This window comes from Paenibacillus sp. NPDC056722 (genome assembly GCF_042790635.1).
Taxonomy (GTDB): Bacteria; Bacillota; Bacilli; order Paenibacillales; family Paenibacillaceae; genus Paenibacillus_AQ; species Paenibacillus_AQ agri.
On the sequence record NZ_JBHTYV010000004.1, the window covers coordinates 172,263 to 194,367 of the forward strand.

A 22,105-nucleotide genomic window follows, 5' to 3' on the forward strand; every position below is an offset into this window, starting at 1 on the left:
TTTTCAATATCGTGATGTCAACGGGAGTCCTGCTGGAGAAAACAGCATCACTTCCGAATCAACAGCGATACCGCACTTTTTAATTCCTGATGAATTTGGTACACTTGGACAAAAAGAAAAATAGAAGTGAGGTAACACCATGTTTGAAGGATTAATGCAACAACTGAGCCGCTGGTCGCGTTCCTGGCTCGCCGCGATGGCGGTTATTCTGGTCATTGCACTGACCGGCTGCGGAGAGACCAGCAACAACAACTCTTCAGCAGTCCATGAACCAAGTCCAACGTCATCCAGTCAAGCGGTAGCGCCCAAATCCACCCTTGCCCCGAAAGAGTCCAATACTTCCAAGGCACCGGACAAGTCCCAGGCTCCGCTTACCGGCTTCAAGGAGGTTTCGGATTATATCCGGCAACATCATGCTCTTCCGGATAATTTTATTACAAAGAAGGAAGCCGAAGGGCTCGGCTGGGTAGCTGCCAAAGGGAATCTGAATCAAATAGCGCCTGGTAAAAGCATCGGCGGGGACCGTTTTGGCAACCGGGAAGGACTCTTGCCCAAAGCGAAAAACCGGATTTGGTACGAAGCAGACATTAACTATAAGAAGGGTTCACGCGGAGCAGATCGTATTCTCTACTCCAATGACGGATTGATCTACATGACTTCCGATCATTATAAGTCGTTTACGGATATTACCAAGGAAGGCAGTGTCCCCGAATGAGTAACGTTATGGAACTACGACAGTCTGAGGGAGACCGTTACGAGAACATACATGAATGGCTACAGCAAAGTCTTGAGCTGCCTGAGTGGTACGGTCGTAATTTAGATGCGTTGTGGGATTGTGTCACCGGACATCTCCCCTTCCCCCTGAAGATCATATGGATTGCAGATTCCGAGCACGGTGAACGTTATTCCGCGGTGATTGAGGTTTTCGAGGATGCTGCCGATCAATATGATGAGATAAGCTTCGACTATGTGACTGAAGAGTAAGAATGTCTCTATGCAAAAATAAACAATCCACCGCTTGATGAGATTCCTCATTTGACGGTGGATTCTTTTATATACAATACCCTCAAGCTATCTACAGTCTATCGACTGTCCGCCATAAATCGTAATTCACGTATAACCTCACCTTCGTTACGGCTTATTTCTGCAAAACCCAGTGAGACATACATCCTAGAGGCTACCTCATTCTCAGCGCGATGACCCAGAATTATTTTGTCACAAGCGTGCTTTTCTTGGATCGTTCGTAGAAGCGCTCTCATACCTGCTGTTCCCAACCCCCGGTGTTGAAACTTATGATGGATCATATAGGCCATAATCCAATAAGCTCCATCCTCGGGATCGACAGCATAGACTGCCAACCCCACTAATTGTGCGTCAGAGTAAATAGCCAGCGGTGTAAAGCCACAATAAGCTGATTCTGCGAGCCAATAGACCGCGGGTACTGGAAACACTTCCTTCTGTTCTGCTGTTACCTCAAGCTGGGTGCAGGCATACCAATTACTATGATCGATTGGACTGAGTTGCACTCCACTGTATAATCGGTCACGCAGTCCATGGCGCGCGCTCTCTAGCTTCTCCTTGAGACTTACAGCCCACTCTGGTAAAGAATGGACTTCCATTCCCTCTACACTGCGGAGGAGCCGTGCATACTTATAAAGATCTGCAAACTTTTGGAAGAGCGGGAACGATTGTATAAAAGATTCCTCTAACGGCTTAATGGAACGATAGCCAGTTAGAAAATGCTCTATTTTCCGCTGACTATCATCATCTTCTTCATCCAGCAGATCTGAAATGGCCGATACAATATCCATTGCGTACCAGTGCACCATTGCATCATCAAAGTCGATGACACAGTACCGTGATTTCTCGGCCTCGTAGAAGATATTATCCGTCTCAAAGTCATAATGGATTAATCCCATATGTTCTGCATCGGTTGGAAGCTCCGAGAGCTGACGGCGCAAATATTCAAGCTCTTGAAGGGCTGCCTGTTCCCCGGGATCACGTTCTAACACAGCGGAGACAAATGTCAGTGCATCGTCCCAGCTTCTCCGGGATACCTCTTTAGAAGAATAGGATTGCGATAAAATATGCAAAGTAGCTAGCGACCTCCCCCACTCTTCGACCTGCTGATTCGTCATTTGCTCAAGCGGGAGATGGATTCCGCTCGCTTGTTCAAACACAACGCCGAAGTAGCTACCCTCACCAGTTACCGTTATCGTTTCGATATAGTTGCCGTTGACAGAAAGGATTGGAGCAACCGTCGAGTAATCTTCAGATCTTAGGTAATTCATAAAATCAAGCTCAGCTTGAATATTATCGATATTGTTGTCCTCTTCATGGACGAAACGAAGAAAATACGTTACAGCGTTTCTTTTAAACTCATAGATAAAATTGCTGCTTGCTCTCCAAAACTTCAACGTACCCATATCATGTTCCCAGTGCTGAATCAATTGTGTAGCCACGGAATCATCTGCTGTTCCCCGGACCATATTTTTTAGCAACATCATATTATATCTGCCTCCCGTCGCCTAACGAGAGGTTCTTATTTTACCAATAATAACCTCTCACAGGCTCTTTTGTTGGATTCATTGTTTTCAAAACACCATCACTCCTTCTAGTTCTAGTAGGGATCATGAAAATCATATCTAGCCACCCTCATGTAATATTGTGGAATATTCCCCATCTGCTATCAAGGTATAGTATAAATAAACATATTCTATACAAAAAAGGATTCGTGCGGACACGAACCCTTTTGACTAGATGTATATTCTATTCATTCCGCTTATTTCGCTTGTTCCATGAATTCCTTAAAGCCTTCAGCGATTTCCTTATATTTCGTATGGTGCAAGTAATGACTTCCTGGCAATGGAACTACTTTTCCATGTACAGAGTCTTTGATTTGATCTTCATGCAGCTGTTGCCAGCCTTGGTTAGCGGTATTATTCGCATCGATAAAGAAGATTAGGGGCAGCTCTTTAGGGAATGTTAAACCCTTAGCTCCTTCAAAGTTAGAAGCGATATGCTGCATTTCGTCTAAGTTAGTGGAATTATTCGAGTTTTTATTCGAAATCAATCTCATTTGTTCTTTGGTTTGCTCATCATATGCTAATCCAGTATATGGATCACTGCCTACTTTCTTGATCAATCTTACCAGACCTGCTTTTTCAAGAAATGCGAACCCTTTAATTGGCAATTTAGCATCCATTCCAGCTTGTGTTGGAACACTGGTATCGACCCCGACAAATCCAGTTACTTCGTTTGGATACTTGTTCACATAAGCTATCCCGTAAATACCTGCAATAGAATGGCCTCCTAGTACATAGCGGTCAATATTAAGCTGCTGCAACGCTTCATGAACTTCGCTAATAATGTTCTCGGTGGTCCGCTCTTTTTTAGTTCCATCACTTAATCCATAACCGAAAGGCTCAACCGCTACAACTCTGTAATGTGAGGATAGCTCATCGATCAGCAGCTTGAAATCAAGCGCTGGCGATGCTGTTCCGTAACCCGGCAGCAGTACAACTGTTTCCTCGCCATCTCCTTGAATCATTACATTCATCTTTTTCCCGTCTACAGGCACTAACTGACCATAGGATTGTATTTTTGCAGTCTCCGACTTTGTACTAATAACGTTAACTGTAGATGTAACAACTAGAAAAAGCACAATTGCTACTGCTATAACGCCTACTGTTTTAAGAAAAATATTAAGCGCTTTTTTCATTTTCGGACCCATCTTCATTTTCATTATCTCCCCTTGTTTCACTGTAATTTTCCCGTTATGACAATATGAACTCTTATTTTATTTCTTTCATAAATTCATTCAGGTTTTCTACGATATCTTTAGCATGAATACGATGTAAATAATGTCCTCCGTCAAATGTCATCACTTTTCCATGTACAGAATCTTTGACTTGCTTTTCGTGCTCCGGGAGCCATCTGTCAGTTGCCGGATGATGCGCTTGTACAAAGAAAATAAGCGGAAGCTCTTTAGGGAAGGTCAATTCTTCAGCTGCCTTAAAATTAGAATACATACTTCCGGCTTCATTCATTGTGGTAGAATTATACATGTTTTTATTCGCAAACAATCTTAATTGTTCTTTTGTAGCATCATCAAATGGAAGTTCAGCAGTAGGGTCATCAACTAGCTTGCTATTCAATCTGATCACACCTGATTTTTTGAGTAGCTTTAAAACACTTATTGTTGATGAGCTAATCTCCTTCTCGCTTAGAGATGGAACACTACTATCAAGCCCGACAAATGCGCTTACTTCGTTTGGATATTTGTTCACATAATCCAATCCGTAAATGCCTGAAATGGAGTGACCCATTAGAATGTAACGGTCAATTTGAAGACGCTGTAAAGCTTCATGAATTTCACCTACAATATTCGCTGTGCTTCGTTCCTTTTCAGTTTGATCACTTAATCCATAACCGAAAGGCTCAAGTACAACGACTTTGTAGAAAGGCGATAGCTCTTCGATTAGCGATTTAAAGTCCAGAACTGGTGATGCGGTCCCAAACCCGGGTAGCAGCACGACGGTTTCTTCACCTTCCCCTTGAATCAAAGCATTCATATGTTTTCCATCTACTGGAACTAACTGGCCATAGGGCACAATTTTCCCTTGCTCCGATTTGTTGCTAATAATATTAACTGTAAAAACAATGGCAAGAAAAAGGATTATTGCTATAATTACTGCTCCTATTATTTTAAGTAGAAGGACTAGTATTTTTCTTGTTTTCGACCTTTCCTTCGCGTTCTGTCCTTCTGGATTTTCCATTTGCGTTCTCTCCTTCTCGTTATGCTTATACCGCGTTGTCATAAACTGCCGCTTAGAGGATTTTATACTTGGAAAATGTACTCTCCGTGACGGCATTATGAACGGAGCATGAACAAACAAAAAAATGCTACAGCGTCATCTGCAAGCAAGCTTGCACATAATGCCGTAGCATGAGGGATCTAGAGACCACCTATTTAGACTATACGTTGGTCCCCCCTATAAGTCTGACTAATCTTCTGAGGTTGTGATTGGTAAAGTTACAATGAATGTCGTTCCTTGACCAGGTTCGCTTTCTACCCGGATGTCGCCATCATGAAGCGTTACGATCTGTTTAACGATGGCAAGCCCCATACCGCTACCGTCATACTTACGGCTATGCGAACGATCGGCCTTGAAAAATCGCTCGAATATACGCTGCTGATCCTCCAGTGGAATTCCAATACCATGGTCTGATATTCGGACGGTTACGTTATTGCTATCTGTTTGAATGCTGACATGAATAACACCGGTATCCTCGGAGAATTTGATGCCATTACCGAGTATGTTCGTCCATACCTGATTTAACAGGTCATAGTCGCCCGACAGGTTCACTACCTTCAATTGAAGATCGAAGGTGATGTTGCGGGCCGACCATTGGGGCTGTATCGCCACAATAACCCGTCTGATCTGTTCATCCAGACTGAACGTGGACAGCCGCAGTTGCTGTGACTGTGATTCAAGCACACTCAGCTTTAGCAGGCTATCGCTCATTTTGGACATTCGGGCAGCCTCAGCGATGATAATATCGAGATACCGGCGTCGCTCGTTCTCTGGGATGTCAACTTGCTTGAGTGCAATAGCATAGCCGGATATCGAGGTGAGCGGCGATTGTACCTCGTGCGAGACGTTCGTTACGAACTCCCTGCGCATCTGCTCAAGCTGCTGTAGATCATGCATCATATCTTCAAAGCTGCGAGCCAAGGTACCCAACTCATCTGTCTGCTTAATTTTCAGCTTCACGTTGAAATCTCCGGTTGCTACACGCCTGGTCGCTTTTGTCAGCTTCTTGATTGGTCTGACCAGGAACATGGCAGCAACCAGAATCAGTAGGCTACCTGCGATCAAAGCATAGGTCAACAAATTCAATATCAGCTTTCTGTTAAAAGAAATAGATGGGGGAGTGAGCATCTCCACAAACATTGCTTTTGTTCCTATTTCCGTTTGCAATGGCATTCCTAATAGATTAGTAGTAGCACCAAAAAAACTTAGTTGAACCACTTCTCCATTAAGCACTTTTTTCACTTGTTCCCTTGTCACATGGACAGGATTGTGTCCTTCTCGCGCTCCGTAAGACCTGAACTGACCTGTGTCATCGTAAATTCGAATATGATAGGAATTGAGCTGCTTCATTCCACTTACAAAAAGGTCGGCTTCATGTAACGGAAATGTATTGTAGAGCCGAACGATATCCTGCGCGAAGTTACGCAAGGGGATCTGCGCGTTTTCGTTCACTTCACCTTTAAATACCCAGGTTGCCACCAACAAAGCAATGAGTGAGCCTCCGACCACAGAGACTAGAAATGTCAGGACAACGCGTGTATAGATGGATCTGATCATTCATACACCTCAAGGCGATAGCCAAGACCCCGCACTGTCTCGATCCGAAACTCATGCGTATTCGCAAACCGTTCACGCAGGCGTTTAATATGTACATCTATCGTTCGATCATCGCCAGTGTAATCGAGACCCCAGATTTGATCGATCAACTGCTCGCGCGTATACACTTGTCCGGGTGTTCCAGCCAGCTTATACAGCAATTCGAACTCCTTGAGCGGCAACGCAAGCGTCTCCGACCCTTTCATTACCTTATAAGTCTGCCGGTCAAGGGTGACGTCGCCGAACTGGATCGTCTGTGTGGAACCAATCCGGTATCGTTTCAGCAATGACCTGACGCGAACCGTCAGCTCTAGCGGATCGAAGGGTTTTGTCAAATAATCATCCGTCCCAAGCTCGAAGCCTTTCACTTTCTCCCATGTTTCACCACGTGCAGTTAGCATAAGTAACGGAAGGTCAGGATTGGCTCTACGAAGCTCCTTGCATAACGCCCAACCATCCATAATCGGCATCATAATATCAAGCACGACAAGATCGATAGGCATTGACGCATAGACACTCAGTGCCTCCTTACCGTCCGCCGCTTCGGCTGTTTCAAATCCGTCATTACGAAGAAATAAACAGACAAGTTCGCGAATGTTCGCATCATCGTCAGCAACCAGTATAGTAGGCATTCGTTCCCTCTTTTCTTGTTGTCCATCCTAACCACTATACTATAAATCAGTTGCCATTGCCTAAATTACAATCCCTGCATCATCTAATTTCTTCTGATTTCCTTTAACCTGAACTGCCCAATGAGTTGTTGCAAAAATTCACCGATAACCTCTACATATTGAGCGCTTTGCTGTACATGTACATAATCGTTCCTAAGCGCTGCCAGCTTCTGTTCAACCTCGGCGGAAATATTCCGGTTATCCATGCTGACGGCCGTGATCTCCTCCATCAGTCGCACTACCCGTTCAACGACCTCGGATTTGGTAGCCTCCCGATCATTAGCCTGAATCAGCAGTTCGGTTGCTGCCGCAACCCTGACACTGCCCTCCTCCACGACCTGTGTAACCTCTGCCATGGATTGCTGCGCTCGCTCAGAACCGGCATAGATTTGACCTATGGTCCCCTGGATCTCCGCTACAGATTGACCTGTTGTCTCCGCCAGTTTACGGATTTCCGAAGCCACAACTGCAAACCCTCTTCCATGCTCTCCTACTCTTGCCGCTTCAATCGAAGCATTCAAGGCGAGCAGATTCGTCTGTGAAGATATTCTCTCAATAATCTGCAGAACATCCTCTATGCTGCGCGTTGTGCCTACAAAAGAGTCCATGGTCTCATGCGTCGCTGATACCTGCTGGGTGATGTTAGCCATCTTGTCTCCAATGTTCTCCACCTCTTGACGGGCTACCCGGATCTGATCCGCAGCCTGTTGTTCAAGCTCCTGCAGGGTTACGCGCATATCTCCTACGGCATCGCTGACAGCATCAAGATCCTGCAGTTGACGAAGGATGCTTTCCACCATGATTTCAATCCGTTCATTCACACGTTCAGTTGATTGTTCTGTCTCCGAAGTTGAAGTGCTCAGCTGCCGCTGGCTCACCATCACATCATCTGCCGCATGCTTGACCTTCACCAGAATTCCTTCCTGCGAGTCAATCATACTGTTAATCCATTTGGCTGTATCCAACAGCTCGTCTCTCCCAAAGTCTTGCAGCGGGATTCTTTGCGTTAGATCACTGCTGCCTTCAGTACTACGCCGTATGAAGCGATTAAGCTGTCGTATGCGCCCCGTTTCCGGAAGAAGGCTTCTTCGGAGAATAATCTGCCAGCTAATCAACCCATATACCAGCACTGCTGCACCAATTATTGAAGCACTACCCAGCGCACCAACTTCTGTATTCCCTGTCAAAAATCCAGCAATCACTGCAACCAGAACAGTCATACCGAGCAATAGTGGCAGCATCGTTTTGGTGACATTCCAGCCAAGACTGCGGGTCCGGTAGACCTCCTCAAAGTCAGCCTCGCACATCATCCCCCATACATCGGGGCAATGAGGAAGCTGAAGCGTCACCCCTTTGCCAATGACAGGAATGTGCCGGTAATCCGAATATCCGGGAAAAGAAACAAATAAATTGCTGCCGCTGTCAATCGTGTTCGCCACACCGGGATGAAGCTCGCCTGAAGCGGGATCGGTGAACACCAGCTCCAATTCCGTATGCTTGTCCACCTTGACCGTACCCCAGCGGGTCGTCACGCCATCCTTCAGATTCTCGCCATGTGTGAAGGTGCGGTCCTCAAATCGGCTGCGGGATAACGCAGTACCTGGTTTAATCTCCGTTTGTAGGCGTGGCCCAGCCATAAAAAGATAATGGTCGCCTGAATCAGGATAAATATGTCCCGACTCCCGCTGAATCAGATCCCCAATCACATCATTAGGCACACGTCCACACAAGAAACCTTCGATTTGCCCCTGTCTTTCAATTGGTAAAATAAATAATAACGTCATTTCATCAAAAAAGGATGAGGTGCTTGGTCCAGCTTGCAGGGTAACTGGATCAGCATACGGCCCGAATAAGCATTTTTGTCCCTCCACACCCTCGGAAGCATATTGCAACCCCTTACGAATTACACTCTCTTCTCCATACTGCATTCCGCGATGTGCGGGAAAGGTGGTCGAGATTACCATGCCCTCTTTGCTCAGTACAAAAATCTCCGAAAAGTCTGCCGCTCTGCCACGCGTAGCAACAAATAAGGATTCCCATGTCGAATAGTCATGCCCCTCAGGAAAACGAGACTCTCCTTGAAGCATCCGTAACTGCTCATGCAACCGGCTTAAGTAACCCCAATACAATTCAGCCCAATTATGTAATATCTCTTTCCTTGTTTCTGCAATTCCTTCAAAGATATCGGCAATATCAGACTCCAAGTTCCGGTTCAGCCGATTTGACCACCATAGCGGTAAACCTGTTTTCCATCCCAGCCAACTAAACATGACATCCCCTCCTCTTAAATCACCGCTTCCAATGTGAGTTTTCATCACTTTGACTCTTTATTTTTTTGTAAAACAAAGAATAAGGAAGCTTAAATTTCCCGCTTTAATGAATTAATGCGTTCGTGTAGTCAATAGTAACATAATGACGTAATAATTCATACGTGAATTTTGTATATTTTTAACTATATGAATAAAAAAGAGACACATTGCAGTATTCGCAATGTGTCCTGAGCAAGATATTAACTTATCTCGATGAAGCAAAGTTCATGTCGCTTTTAAAATGATCGCCTTTAACTTAATTGCAGCGTTGTAACACAAGTATTATCGTTCTCAAATGTGGAAATTACCGACTCTGCAGTCTTCCCCTTACGCTCCACTATGATATGGTATGATTTATCACGCGGCAGCCACAGATCAATAAATCCGTTAGACTGGGATTTCATTGCAGTCTTCTCAATCACTGAATTCCCCTCTGAGTCGTTGATCGTCACATTGAACTCTTGATCCGTCAATTCACCTTGGCAGCCGGTCAAGCTATGGATCGCACAAGGATGCGTTTGTTCTATGTAGGGGGCAATCGATAGAAAGAATTCGTTATCCGGCAGATCATAGGCTACTTCCTTAGCGTCTTCGCCTGTTACGATCAGTTGCTTCGAAGTGATTGATGCCGACGTCGCCGTTACTTTGCGCGTGCTGAGTTCTTGCACCATTTGCTTAATATCTGCAGTTTCATGATTACTTTTGTTCCCGGCATTACTCGCAAATAGATACGTCCCCAATGCGATAACAGCCACACCAGCGACCGCCAAGGTTTTCCATCTCATCTTGAATTCATCCCCTTGTCTGTTTTTACCATTATAATCTAGATCCTCTGCTTATGGACAGGTTGAAACCCCTTTAGACACCGTATTATCATAATTTTCTTCAGTATATGGCATCATCAGAAGAAGGCTTATCCTTCAGGAGCGGATGTACAATCAAAAAAGTCCGCATCGGAAGACGCGAACTTTTAGCATAGACACCAATCAGAGTAGGTAGTTTACACACTTACTTGCGTTCTCTTATATAAAACCGGTATTGCTGCTGCTATTAGGATGATACCCATAAAAGCAGGTGCGGCATGACCAAGTAACACGTAGATTTGACCTCCAATGATCGGCCCAATCATTCTTGCTAAAGCCTGAATAGATTGGCTGCCTCCTTGAACCCTTCCTTGCTCACTAGAATCGACAGACTTGGAGAGCATCCCATTGAACGAAGGCCCAAAGATCGAATCACCAAATCCGAATATAAACATTCCAACGATAAAGAGAGGATAGAATGAGAACAAGGCAGATGCTGCAATTAGACAGTAGCCTATAATCTCCGAAACCATTCCAAGAATGGCTATCTGTTTATCATTAAATTTCTTCAAAAGCTGCGGCATTACCAGGCCTTGTGAAACGATGTCTTGAACGCCCATAATTGAGAACATAAGACCGATTATTGCAGGCTTCCAACTGAATGTATCCATTGAAAATTGTGAAAAAACTGCCTGTAGAGATCCGTTAGGGATCCAAAGTAAAAACGCTGAGATAAGTAGTCTGTTTAAGTTTTTCATGGAAAGCAGGTTTGCAAGCTGTGCAAATGGATTCAGTCTTACAAAGGTTATCTTTTTCAGTCTATTACGCTTATCAAGGCTCTCAGGCATAAAAAAGAATCCATAAGCAACATTCAATAAAGTGATGACTGCCCCAAAATACATGGGTACAGAATAACCAAACTTGGCCAGAAAGCCGCCTAGCGTTGGGCCAATGACGGTACCTACACCTACAACCGCACTTACCCATCCAAAATATTTGGTTCTCTGCTGCGGAGGAATGATGTCTGCAAAATAGGCGAAGATTGTGCTTATGCTCCCGCCTGTTATCCCCTCTATGATGCGCCCGACAAATAGCACCCATAGAGCTCCTCCTATACCAAAAACGATGTACCCGATTGCGGAACCCAATAGGCATAGTAAAAGTAATGGACGGCGGCCATATCTATCGCTTAAAGCTCCAAGTACAGGGGCCGCAAAAAACACGCAAAATGCATAAGCAGAGGTCAGCAACGTAACAACTATAGCTTGTTGACCCGGATTACTAGTATAAGGTTGCACTAAGAATGGAACGACAGGCGCTATGATACTGAAGCCTACCCCGCAAAGAAATACAGAGATAAGACCGAATATTAAAGCGTGTTTATCAACGGTTAGTACTGCATTCTGCTCATTGTGTGATCTAGATTTGAACATGTAATTCTCTCCTCAAGAGTTGTGAGTTTGATTCCTCGGAAACATTTATATCTTATTTCACTTTTGTTTCCTTGTCAACAAATAAGTGTTGATAAAAAATGCAGCCCACCCCTACTAGAGGCTGGCTGCCTGTGGTTTCATATTCATTATTTAAAATCCATTTAGATTTCTTTCCTTTAAATTATTGGTGGCCCGGATCATCCACTTCGGATCAACGTTTCTCAAAGTACGAGCTGCCCACGCAAAAACGCCGCCCTTAGTCTCACTAAGGCGGCGTTTTGTTATAGGATAACTTTCCGTTAAGGTCTCGGAGAAACCATGATTTTCACTTGGTTTTTCTCTTTTAACAAGGTCTCAAAACCTTCCTCCACAATATCACCCAGCGCAATACGTTTGGTAATCAGCTTTTCCGCTGGGAAATAGCCTTGGCCCATCAAGCTGATCACCGCCGGGAATACATCCCGGTATCCGATAATGCCCGCAATGTTTCTCTCCTGCATGACGATCTGGTTCGGATGAATGGATGCTTCCCGTTCGAAGATACTGACAATCATAATTTGTCCACCGATACCGGTAGATTGAATCGCTTGTGTCAGTACGACCGGAACCCCTGTAACCTCATAAGCCACATCTACTCCACCGTTAGTCAGCTTGATAATTTCCTGAACAGCATCCTTCTCAGCAGGGTTAATACCTATGGCACCAAGCTCCTCTGCCTTATTCCGGCGTTCTTCCGACAGCTCGACAGCATAAATCTCGGAAGCGCCTGATGCCTTAAGTGCCTCTATAACAAGCAGTCCGATTGGTCCTGTACCAAATACGGCTGCACGATCTCCAACTTTGAATTGACTGGAACGAACAGCGTACAGCGCAACAGCAGAAGGTTCGACTAGCGCGCCCTGTTCATAGGATAAGCTACTCGGAATCTTGTGCACCATATTTACATCAACAGCCACGTATTCAGAGAAACCTCCACCTCCACCGGCCAGACCGAGGAATCCCATTTTATCGCACAGATTGTATTTACCCTGTTTGCAGGCAGCACATTTGCCGCACGCAAAGATAGGCTCAACCACTACCCGATCACCGATCTGTAAGGATGATACCCCTTCTCCAACTTCGACAATCTGACCCGAAAACTCATGTCCCATGACGATTGGAGCTTGTTCATTCGTTAACGGATGAGGCGCTCCTTCCGGGATGAAGATCGGCCCTGCCGCGTATTCATGCAAATCACTACCGCAAATGCCGCAGGCTTCCACTTTGATTTTAACTTGACCTTTCTGAACCTCGGGCTCACGAATCGTTTCTACGCGTAAGTCCTTCACACCATGCCATCTGAGCGCTTGCATGTGAGTCATCTCCTATACACTTGTTTAATGAATGAGTTAAGTAAAATTCTTAACAAAACCGGAAACGTTTCCGATAAATATCATGTCACAAATTGTTCAAAGTGTCAACCTATCCATATAAGACAAACTAAATATCCGAACGTAAATCCCGATCGTCATTGCGGCGATATTTGGACTTCTGGTCACTGTTGTCGCCTTTTTGTTAATTTCTTTTATTCGTCTTATACTGTAATTGAAATTTCTGTATACAAGTCATAATCCTCGGTACTGCCAGCTATGCTATAATAAAAATAAGAAATGAAATAATCAATATAGATTCGGAAACGATTCCGAGTTGGAAGGAATAAATATGACTGATCCAAAAAAAGTGACGATCGCAGATGTCGCGAAAAAAGCAGGCGTAGGCATTGCCACCGTCTCCCGCGCACTTAACAATCAGGAAGGAATCAGTGCCGCGACGAAGGAACGGATTCTTGAGCTTATTAAAGAGATGGGGTTTAGTCCGAACACCTCAGCCCAAAGTCTCAAAATCCGTCAGACCTCTCAGATCGCACTGGCTGTTCCGGATATCCGCAACGCAATCATTCCGGATATAGCGTGGGCCGTAGAACAAGCTGCCAAGCAGCATGGGTACCGGGTAGTGCAGATTAATACCCTTGGTAATGCAAGACTGGAGCTAGAGACGCTGCGCGAGATTAAGAAGCTTCATGTAGATGGATTAGTCATTATGCCCCTGGCCTATCCTAAACAGCTGGAGAGCCTAATTAATCATGCCAATCTGCCGATATCTGTAATCAATTATAGTAAAAAACTCAGTCCAGACTTGAAGGCTGATGTAGTTGGTCTATCTCGTCAGGAAGGTCGCCTGGTCATGGAGCATTTGAAGGGGATCGGGAGAACAAGGATTGCTTACGCCGGCGCACCGAAGGACAAAATAGAAGAGCGTTATTTTGCCTATGAACAGTCTTTACCGCAGTTGGATGCTTCTCTTGTCTATTTTGGTGAGGATTTTTCATTTGAGACAGGTAGAATGGCGGCGAATTATTTTTACAGCCTTAAACACATGCCGGATGCGATTTATGCTGTCAATGATATGATCGCTATCGGAATTGTTAATCGGTTCAAAGAGTTGGGTGTTCGAGTACCTGAGGATGTGGCCATTGCCGGGATCGACAATAACCTGTGGGCGACAGTGACCACACCGCAAATCACCTCGGTTTCTATTATGGGGAGTGAAGTGGGGCGGCTGGCAGCAGAACTGCTGCTGAAGCGGATTCAATCCGCAAGCGTGACGGAATATGAGCGGGTCGAATTTGAACCACGAATCATAGTCAGGGAATCCAGCGTAACAGCGAATTACTATACTTCCAGTTAATCTCCTTTCACTCTTTTTAATATGACAGAAGATGACGTATATCACTGCTATGATTAAGTTGAATCTAATGTCTGAGGGGAGAAATGAAATTTATGAAACGACCAGTTGTACTATACATCGCAGCTTCACTGGACGGTTACATTGCGAGAGAAGATGGCGGAGTGGATTGGCTCAATGATGTCGAGGGGGAAGGCGACAATGGATATAGTGATTTTTATAACACCATTGATTCGGTCCTGATTGGCAAAAAAACCTATGATCAAACCTTTGAGTTAGCAGATGAATTCCCCTATGCTGATAAAAAATGTTACGTATTCTCCCGTTCCGAGCAACCGCCTAGCCCGCATGTCACCTTCATTCATGAAGATGTGGCCGGCTTCGTGCGCACGCTAAAAGAACAGGACGGTGCCAAGATTTGGATCGTTGGCGGAGCTGAGGTGCTCGATGTACTTATGAAAGACAAGCTCGTAGATGAATTCATAGTCACCATCACTCCCATTGTGCTCGGCAGTGGCATTCCACTCTTCAAAGGTGATAACCCGGAACAGAAACTCACGCTTAAAGGGTCGAAATCACTAGGGCAATTCGTTGAGCTTCATTATGTTGTAAAATAGCGGATGCGAAAAACCGCCTCTCCCTTTGCGGGTTGGGCGGTTCTTGCGTATTATTCGTTCATCCAAAATGACATAAAGGCACCAGAAAATGATCTTTTAAAATCATCAATGGGTATAAAATGATTTTCCCAATTTAGCTCTGTACTAGATGATGGGTGATTTACAATAAAACCGTGCAGCTCCCCATTTTCTCTCACAGCTCCGACAACAACTATCAAATGACCGCCCGCTTTGATGATCTCGCCGTTACTGTCCATTTTTCCGCCATTAAAACCGGCAGTTACGGATGTAATACAAGGCCTATTCTTTTCTATCTCAGAAAGCACATCATTAACATTGCTTTGTCTAAATGTCTGACCCGAAACGTTATATTCTTTTGCAAGCTCAACTAATCCTTTATGTATCCATCCCCGTTCACAATGCGCTCCGATTTCTACTCCCCTATATACGAATTCCCCATAGGTCTCACTTAGTTTATTACCTCGATAAATCTGAAATCCGTCGATGATCATTTTAATAGATGCAATCCCGCAACCACGTACTTGCCAGTGTTCAGCATCCTGTTTACTTTTGAATCCTTGTAGATTAACATCATTAAAATCAACTAGCTGCGTGTAAAATGGAATAGGATAAGTAACTTTTATGATCTCTTTTCGCTCGTTAGCTTTCACTAGATTGGCCCTCCAAAATAAATTATAGTTTGATAAGTGCTCCAGCCTACTTCGCACGCAGTGTCACTACTGAGATTTCCGGACGATTGTTAAGCCGCCAGCCAAATTCGGTACTGCCCAGACCGCGGTTGACGAGCATTTTGCTGTGCAAATCAGACAACTGGATGATACGAAAGCCTTCAAACTCGGCTGGAATTTTCTCAGAAGTGACAGTGTACGTTGTTTCTTGTAGCCAATTATTTTGACAGTAAAGATAGGCTGAACCTAAGAACAGCAGCAAGAGCAGGGCCAACACTCCACGCTTTGACCAGCGTTTCATTATCAAACCCCCTCATGTAAAAGAACTCTTATTGGCTATTCTCTGAAAGAAACAAGCACCAATAGGCTGAACATTATCATATCGTATTACAAATGTAACATTATGTAAATCGATATTACTCATTGCTACTTTTGAAGAATAGCATGGATTTGGCGGATGAGTCTGATGCAACAATACAAATAACGCCACTCCTCTGAAGGAGTGGCGCCAGACTGTTGAGAAAGTAGTGGTTTCGAGAAAATCCATTTAACCCTTGATTAATGGACCTATCTCGAAATCAGTATTAATTGCTTCTTGTTGCATCTGGTAACGGACTCCAGAGACGTTATTTCCTAACCACCGACCGTTCCAGAAAATAACGGACTCCAGAGACGTTATGAGCAGAAATCCTGTGTGAAATCCACTGTTTTGGAGGAAATAGCGGCATCTGAGTCCGTTACATGTTCTAGAAGCTGCTTGTTGTGCAAATAACGACGATAGGGTCCGTCAGCCCCAGGCATAAGTTTCAATCTTCGTGTGGCGTTTTTTTTGTTTTTGTGCACTCGTTGTCTCGCAAACACCCCGTATTAATAATCTATTAATTATACTGTAAAGCACCCCATAGATTTCCCTCTGGATCATAAAATTTGAGTACCCAGGCAAAACCGTCATTTTGATATAGCTGGATGCGGGTATTGAGTGTTACCAAATGTTCATGCAGCTCATGAATCTTCGTTGTTCGATATAACAACACGGGGAAATCTGTCCCGTCCACTGTAAAGTGCGCAAATGTTGAATCATCTTCGGTCTGCCATAGCATCAGAAGTGGCCCTTCCGGCAAGGTCAGGAACGCGATACGTTCCCCGTCCCGGCTGCTCAATTGAAACCCTAAGTTTTCAGTGTACCACAGGATGGCCCGGTCCAACTGCCGGACTGGAATCTGCACATGTTCTAATGACGTTAACATGATTTATCCGCCCCTCTCAACTCCCCGTGCCCTGATATTGGTTCAGCCCCGCATTCCATACCCGATAAGCGATGAAGAACAGGAGAAGACCGATGATCGGAGTGGTATACGGAAGCCATGATGCGAACAGCGAGCCTCCCTCCTTATTCAGGATTAGATGGGATGGATAGAAATTGACGAAGCCATAAGGAATGACAAAAGTTAATAGGATCCGCATAATCTTGCTATAGATTGAAATGGGATAATCGACAAAGCCGCGAATTCCGAAAATCACAATATTCTTAACCGACCTCGCGCGAACAATCCAGAAGCACATCGAACCAGTAATGATAATAAAAGAAGCTTGAACGAGTACCGCTCCCAGCAGCATGACGACAAAGCTAAGATAAGAACTCCAATGAAGATGGATATTCAGGTGGCTGAAGCAGACACCCAGCATGATTACCGCGATGGCAATGTCACCGAGAAAGAAATGACCAAAACTGCGAATGATCATATGGATGAAAGGATTGATCGGTTTGACTAGCAGGCTATCAAAAGAGCCTTTATGCACATCATCTTCAACATCATTCATTTGAAAAAAGAAAAAGACCGCTGCTACCGCATAGGTCAGCATATTAAGGGTGTACAGCAGCATGACCTCATACATATTCCAACCGTTTATGGTCTGAAACCGGCTCATTAACGCCCAAATCACGGTATAGCTGACCACATGCGTGAGCGCAAATCCGATAAAGTCCATGTAAAAGCCGAAGCCGTGCTCTGTTTTGCTTTTGAAATAAATAGGGATAAACCGCGCGTAGAGTTTCAAGTATCTCATCTTAGCCTCCCTGGACGACAAGCTTGTGAACAGCTCGCGACCACATCCATTTTTGCAACAACAAAAAACCGGCCATCCAGGCTAATTGCTGTAGAACGATGGCAAGCAGATCGTACCAGCCTGTGACTTTTCCCAAGTATACAGAGATTGGTTCATAGTAGATGAGACGAAACGGAAGGATGTAAGAAATCTGCACAAGCGAATCCGAGAAAAACCAGATTGGAATAAAAGCGCCCGAAAATAGCCGGATTAGTCCGCCCAGCACCGTGTTCACCTGCCAAACGAGAATATACCAGAAAGCGATTAGCCCAATCGTATACGTAATCAGGAAATTAAGAATCAAGCCATTGAAGACGAGAATTAGAAAGATGAGGCCGTTAGCCAGCGAGGGGAGCTGTACGTGGAAGAATGACATGCTGATAATGACTAACGGTATTAATTCAAATAAGATACGGTATATGTTCGTGCCCAAAGCCTGACAGAAAATGACGGAGCGAAAGCTCATCGGCTTAATGAGATCCATTGCAATTTCGCCCGACGATACTTTCGAGCTTACACTAAAAATCACGTCATTTGTGGCAAACACCGAGATCACTGAGCTGACCACAACATAGGTGATCATTTCCTGTAGACTAACTGTACCGGCTTGTGAGCTCAACAGATTATTATCTCCAAACAAAGCGTACCAAATATAGATTTGCACGAGGACTTTAAATAGCTGCCCAAACAGGTAGAGCAGTACCTCAGCGCGAAAAGCAAGCAATGAACGGAAGGCGTTCAGCGTCATTTCCCGATAAAGTGCAATTCTCATACGGTCACTTCCTGCCGCTTGGGCTCTTCCTGACTAAAGCCGGCATACAGATTTCGAATGATCTCTTCGATCTCCGTTTCCTTGACCTTGAAATCACGAACGGAATAGCGATCCATAATCCATTTAATCACCGCGGACGAATTAATATTATTCTTATCATAGACAAGCTGGGTCTTGGCCTCTTCAGTCCGGTTGAACGAAATTCCCATTCGCAAGAGGGCATCATCCATGACAAAATCCTCTTCCGTATCCAGCTCCATGCTCTCCATGTTGCCGTAATCGTTCTTGAGCGTATGCAGATTGCCGTCATACATTAGCCGGCCGTGATCGACGACCATCACGCGACTGCAGAGCTTCTCGATATCAGCCATATCATGGGTCGTTAAGATGACGGTGGTTCCTCGTTCCCGGTTAATCTGCCGGATGAATTCGCGGATGCGTTCCTTTACCACAACATCGAGCCCAATCGTGGGTTCGTCGAGATAGACGATTTGCGGATCATGCAGCAGCGCCGCACACAGATCTGCGCGCATCCGCTGACCAAGGCTTAGCGAACGAACAGCAACATTTTTGAATTCTTCCAGTCCGAGAATATCGCTAAACAGCGCCATATTCTGTACATAACGATCCTCCGGGATATCATACATATACTTCGTCAGCCGAAGGGATTCAATCACCGGAGTATCCCACCATAGCTGGCTTTTCTGGCCGAATACAGCGCCGATTCTCCGCGCATTTTCAATGCGATTTTCAAACGGTACGAGTCCGTTCACACGCACATTGCCGCTGGTCGGGACGAGGATGCCTACCATCATTTTGATCGTTGTCGATTTTCCTGCACCATTCGGACCGATATAACCGACAATCTCACCCTGATCAATCGTAAATGAAATGTCCTCGACCGCAACCTTCTGCTCGTATTCTCGGTATACAAGGCTTTTCATCAATGGCCAAAACCCGTCCTTGCGCTTTTGCCGTTTGAATTCCTTACGCAGATGATCTACTTGAATCAGTGGCATGGCTGACCTCCTCTACAAAATCTCCCTTCATCATAAAAGATGGAAAAAGATATAGATAGATGGTATTCCAATCTTTTTCAGTGTGGTATTAATTATCATTTTTACGCTACAGGAGATCTATAATTTTTTCTTTAAGAAAAATTGCTTTATCCCTTCTGGATATTCATCGTTCACGGCGAAAACCTCATAGCCCATGCGCTTATAAAACTCCGGTGCTTGATAAGTAAATGTGCAGGTATGAGCGAATATGCAGCCCAACTCTTTTCCTAGCCGCTCAGCTTCAGCGATCATGATCTTTCCATAACCTTTGCCCCGGTATTCATCGGCAATCCAAAAAACATCTAAATACAGACCACATAACCAGGTTTCGCAAAACAACCCTCCGACGACGTTGCCTGAGTCATCTTTGAGATATAAATTAATATCCTTCCCCGGCTTTTTGAGCAGCCCGTTAGTTGCACGAACATTGTACTCATAGAGGTTGTTACACATCTGGTCATAATCCGTGTCTTTGCCATCTGTTGTAATCTTGATATCGTCTAAAGTAATCTCTAGCATATGCCTACCCCCAGTAGAAATCTGCACATAATAATTAGGAAATTATACCATAATCAAGTTTCGCTCCAGGCGTAGAAAATAATTAAAGCTAAAGAATCCTGTCTCCAGATTAGCGATATTTATCGCAGTAACTATTCAGCAGAATAATCTAATTACTTAATACATAGCTATTTGTCACTTGGATTTTATAATGCTATAGTTTTATAGTATGGTAAATATATGTATATTATCAGATATAAACTTGAGGAGGAAAAAATAATACTGCTTTCAAAAATACTACCCCACGTTGCTCAGATGCACCCAACCAATTATGCTATGAAGTATAGAAACGAATACTTAACTTACGATCAATTATTGAATCAAGTGAGCCGGGTTGCTCATGGATTAAATAGCCTCGGTATAAAACCTGGCGACCGGGTTGCTCTCCTAAGCGATCCTTGCCCTTATCTTGCTATTGCGGAGTGCGCTGCGATCGCTATCGGTGCGATTCCGGTTACGATTTTCCCTGGTTTAGCTCCTAAGGAAATGAATCAGATCATCCAGGATGCCACTCCTGTTGCAGTAGTATACGACTCTGATGACTTAAAAATATCCCAATGTGTCTCGTCACTGAATATTACATACTCCATTCCCTGCAAATCGGGGCAGCGCCCCAATTCAATAGAAAGCTTTATTGCCATGTCCCCTCCTCTGACGGAGTGGTATGTAGCAGACCCCGATGAGATTGCACTTATTATTTATACAGGAGGCACGACGGGCCGCTCTAAAGGTGTGATGCATTCTCACCGTAATATCAGTTATTGGTCTTTCATGAACCAGGATAGAGGCGGAGGGCACAATCCCACGAAGAAATCCCTTGTTCCCAATCAGGCTCATCTGACGGGTCAATTTATACTTTGGACCACACTGTTTGAAGGCGGCTGCCTCATCTATCCTGGGTCCTATCCTCTGCAAGCTCAAGAGGTGGTAGATATTATTGAATGTGAGCAACTAAAAACCTTAGGTACTGTCGGACTTCTATTCAGAGATATCATCAACTTGGAGGATATACATACTCGAAATATACAATCTATTGAAAGCATATCATGCGGCGGAGCTCCCATCAGCGAAAGCACCTTTTACAGAGCACGTGAAGTTTTTCCAAACGCACAATTAACCGAGGTATATTCACAAACAGAGAGCGGTCAATTCATCAGTTTTCTATCGGTAAACCAATGCTTTGCTGAGGGCAAGCTCCATCGCCTTTTATCGGTCGGTAATCCATCTCATATCATAAATTGGGGTCAAACACCATTTGAAATACGTTTAATCGATGACTCAGGAAATGATGTGGAATATGGAAGCGTTGGTGAAATTGTTTGTAAAAGTGAACAAGTGATGCTCGGCTACTGGAACAACCCTGAAGAGACGAACAAAGCGATACGAGACGGATGGCTCCATACCGGGGATTTGGGCAAATTTGATGAGGACGGCTATTTATATCTTTTGGATCGAAAGAAAGACATGATTATAGTGGGTGGTTCCAATGTGTACTGCTCTGAAGTCGAGGAAGTATTGAGTAAGCATCCCTTAATCCTTGAGACGGCCGTGATCGGAACACCGTTGCCAGATGAGGGTGAAGAAATTACCGCAGTGGTCATCCTTAGACAAGGATCTGTGCTCACCCTGGGAGAAATTCAGCAATTTTGCCTCCCACAAATCGCTGAGTATAAGATTCCTACCCGTTTGAAGATCGTTGAGACCATTGCTAGAACTTCCGTAGGGAAATTGAACAAAACAGAAATTAGAAAACTGATATCACAGCTGATTGCCACCTCTGACCGCAAACAAAAAAATACACCGCTCAAGTCGTAAAACTTGCGAGATGGACCTAAGTTACTCGCTCTAACCTATGTTACTGCTCTCAGATCTTACTCACTCCCCGTCGCAATCGGTTTTCGACCTAACTAACCCCATCACTCCAGCTACCCTCATATGTTATAACGTCTGAT

The 22,105-nt window shown here is 44.5% G+C and carries 21 protein-coding genes; 5 read left to right on the forward strand and 16 right to left on the reverse strand.

Annotated elements, in window-relative coordinates; translation table 11 throughout:
• Nucleotides 1-139: 139 nt before the first annotated feature.
• Nucleotides 140-715, forward strand: a complete 576-nt coding sequence (locus ACFRAM_RS12210; protein WP_379466085.1) for a ribonuclease domain-containing protein — start codon at nt 140-142, stop codon at nt 713-715.
• A complete protein-coding gene (locus ACFRAM_RS12215; RefSeq protein ID WP_379466086.1) occupies nt 712-984 on the forward strand; it encodes a barstar family protein in 273 nt (90 codons plus the stop codon). The genes ACFRAM_RS12210 and ACFRAM_RS12215 overlap by 4 nt, the downstream gene beginning before the upstream one ends.
• A gap of 98 nt (nt 985-1,082) precedes the next feature.
• Here the strand turns inward: ACFRAM_RS12215 and ACFRAM_RS12220 are convergent, their stop codons facing one another.
• From ACFRAM_RS12220 to ACFRAM_RS12260, 9 genes are all read right to left on the reverse strand, one after another.
• Nucleotides 1,083-2,507 (reverse strand): GNAT family N-acetyltransferase, encoded by a 1,425-nt coding sequence (locus ACFRAM_RS12220; RefSeq protein WP_379466087.1) that lies wholly within the window; start codon nt 2,505-2,507, stop codon nt 1,083-1,085.
• A 275-nt stretch (nt 2,508-2,782) separates the two neighbouring features.
• The gene (locus ACFRAM_RS12225) at nt 2,783-3,763 is read right to left on the reverse strand and encodes an alpha/beta fold hydrolase (RefSeq protein ID WP_379466088.1); all 981 of its coding nucleotides are present in this window, start codon (nt 3,761-3,763) and stop codon (nt 2,783-2,785) included.
• Nucleotides 3,764-3,794: 31 nt separating this feature from the next.
• Nucleotides 3,795-4,778, reverse strand: coding sequence for an alpha/beta fold hydrolase (locus ACFRAM_RS12230; protein WP_379466089.1), 984 nt, complete (start codon nt 4,776-4,778; stop codon nt 3,795-3,797).
• A gap of 228 nt (nt 4,779-5,006) precedes the next feature.
• Nucleotides 5,007-6,374, reverse strand: coding sequence for a sensor histidine kinase (locus tag ACFRAM_RS12235; protein ID WP_379466090.1), 1,368 nt, complete (start codon nt 6,372-6,374; stop codon nt 5,007-5,009).
• Nucleotides 6,371-7,045 carry a response regulator transcription factor gene (locus ACFRAM_RS12240; RefSeq protein WP_379466091.1) on the reverse strand — a complete coding sequence of 225 codons (675 nt, stop codon included), beginning with the start codon at nt 7,043-7,045 and terminating at the stop codon, nt 6,371-6,373. Before ACFRAM_RS12240 ends, ACFRAM_RS12235 begins: the two co-directional genes overlap by 4 nt.
• A gap of 83 nt (nt 7,046-7,128) precedes the next feature.
• A complete protein-coding gene (locus ACFRAM_RS12245; protein ID WP_379466092.1) occupies nt 7,129-9,354 on the reverse strand; it encodes a methyl-accepting chemotaxis protein in 2,226 nt (741 codons plus the stop codon).
• 290 nt (nt 9,355-9,644) lie between these two features.
• Nucleotides 9,645-10,178, reverse strand: a complete 534-nt coding sequence (locus ACFRAM_RS12250) for a CueP family metal-binding protein (protein ID WP_379466093.1) — start codon at nt 10,176-10,178, stop codon at nt 9,645-9,647.
• Nucleotides 10,179-10,393: 215 nt separating this feature from the next.
• On the reverse strand, nt 10,394-11,629 hold the full coding sequence (locus tag ACFRAM_RS12255) for an MFS transporter (RefSeq protein WP_379466094.1): 1,236 nt from the start codon (nt 11,627-11,629) through the stop codon (nt 10,394-10,396).
• Nucleotides 11,630-11,928: 299 nt separating this feature from the next.
• Complete coding sequence (locus ACFRAM_RS12260; RefSeq protein WP_379466095.1) at nt 11,929-12,981, reverse strand: 2,3-butanediol dehydrogenase; 1,053 nt, start codon at nt 12,979-12,981, stop codon at nt 11,929-11,931.
• 349 nt (nt 12,982-13,330) lie between these two features.
• On the opposite strand from ACFRAM_RS12260, the gene ACFRAM_RS12265 reads away from it, so the two are divergent.
• Together ACFRAM_RS12265 and ACFRAM_RS12270 are read left to right on the forward strand one after the other, a co-directional pair.
• Nucleotides 13,331-14,356 (forward strand): LacI family DNA-binding transcriptional regulator, encoded by a 1,026-nt coding sequence (locus ACFRAM_RS12265; RefSeq protein ID WP_379466096.1) that lies wholly within the window; start codon nt 13,331-13,333, stop codon nt 14,354-14,356.
• Between the two features lie 92 nt (nt 14,357-14,448).
• Nucleotides 14,449-14,970, forward strand: a complete 522-nt coding sequence (locus tag ACFRAM_RS12270) for a dihydrofolate reductase family protein (protein ID WP_379466097.1) — start codon at nt 14,449-14,451, stop codon at nt 14,968-14,970.
• A gap of 50 nt (nt 14,971-15,020) precedes the next feature.
• Here the strand turns inward: ACFRAM_RS12270 and ACFRAM_RS12275 are convergent, their stop codons facing one another.
• The 7 genes from ACFRAM_RS12275 to ACFRAM_RS12305 all read right to left on the reverse strand — a co-directional run bounded on the left by ACFRAM_RS12275 (nt 15,021) and on the right by ACFRAM_RS12305 (nt 20,114).
• On the reverse strand, nt 15,021-15,641 hold the full coding sequence (locus tag ACFRAM_RS12275; RefSeq protein ID WP_379466098.1) for a C39 family peptidase: 621 nt from the start codon (nt 15,639-15,641) through the stop codon (nt 15,021-15,023).
• Nucleotides 15,642-15,687: 46 nt separating this feature from the next.
• The gene (locus tag ACFRAM_RS12280; protein WP_379466099.1) at nt 15,688-15,960 is read right to left on the reverse strand and encodes a hypothetical protein; all 273 of its coding nucleotides are present in this window, start codon (nt 15,958-15,960) and stop codon (nt 15,688-15,690) included.
• Nucleotides 15,961-16,537: 577 nt separating this feature from the next.
• Nucleotides 16,538-16,906, reverse strand: a complete 369-nt coding sequence (locus ACFRAM_RS12285) for a VOC family protein (protein ID WP_379466100.1) — start codon at nt 16,904-16,906, stop codon at nt 16,538-16,540.
• A gap of 16 nt (nt 16,907-16,922) precedes the next feature.
• A complete protein-coding gene (locus ACFRAM_RS12290; protein WP_379466101.1) occupies nt 16,923-17,726 on the reverse strand; it encodes an ABC transporter permease in 804 nt (267 codons plus the stop codon).
• 1 nt (nt 17,727) lies between these two features.
• Nucleotides 17,728-18,537 carry an ABC transporter permease gene (locus ACFRAM_RS12295; RefSeq protein WP_379466102.1) on the reverse strand — a complete coding sequence of 270 codons (810 nt, stop codon included), beginning with the start codon at nt 18,535-18,537 and terminating at the stop codon, nt 17,728-17,730.
• Entirely contained in the window at nt 18,534-19,556 is a 1,023-nt protein-coding gene (locus ACFRAM_RS12300) for an ABC transporter ATP-binding protein (RefSeq protein WP_379466103.1), read from the reverse strand. Before ACFRAM_RS12300 ends, ACFRAM_RS12295 begins: the two co-directional genes overlap by 4 nt.
• Nucleotides 19,557-19,673: 117 nt before the next feature.
• On the reverse strand, nt 19,674-20,114 hold the full coding sequence (locus tag ACFRAM_RS12305; RefSeq protein ID WP_175374691.1) for a GNAT family N-acetyltransferase: 441 nt from the start codon (nt 20,112-20,114) through the stop codon (nt 19,674-19,676).
• Between the two features lie 219 nt (nt 20,115-20,333).
• On the opposite strand from ACFRAM_RS12305, the gene ACFRAM_RS12310 reads away from it, so the two are divergent.
• Nucleotides 20,334-21,968, forward strand: a complete 1,635-nt coding sequence (locus ACFRAM_RS12310) for a class I adenylate-forming enzyme family protein (RefSeq protein ID WP_379466104.1) — start codon at nt 20,334-20,336, stop codon at nt 21,966-21,968.
• The last annotated feature ends 137 nt before the right edge of the window (nt 21,969-22,105 follow it).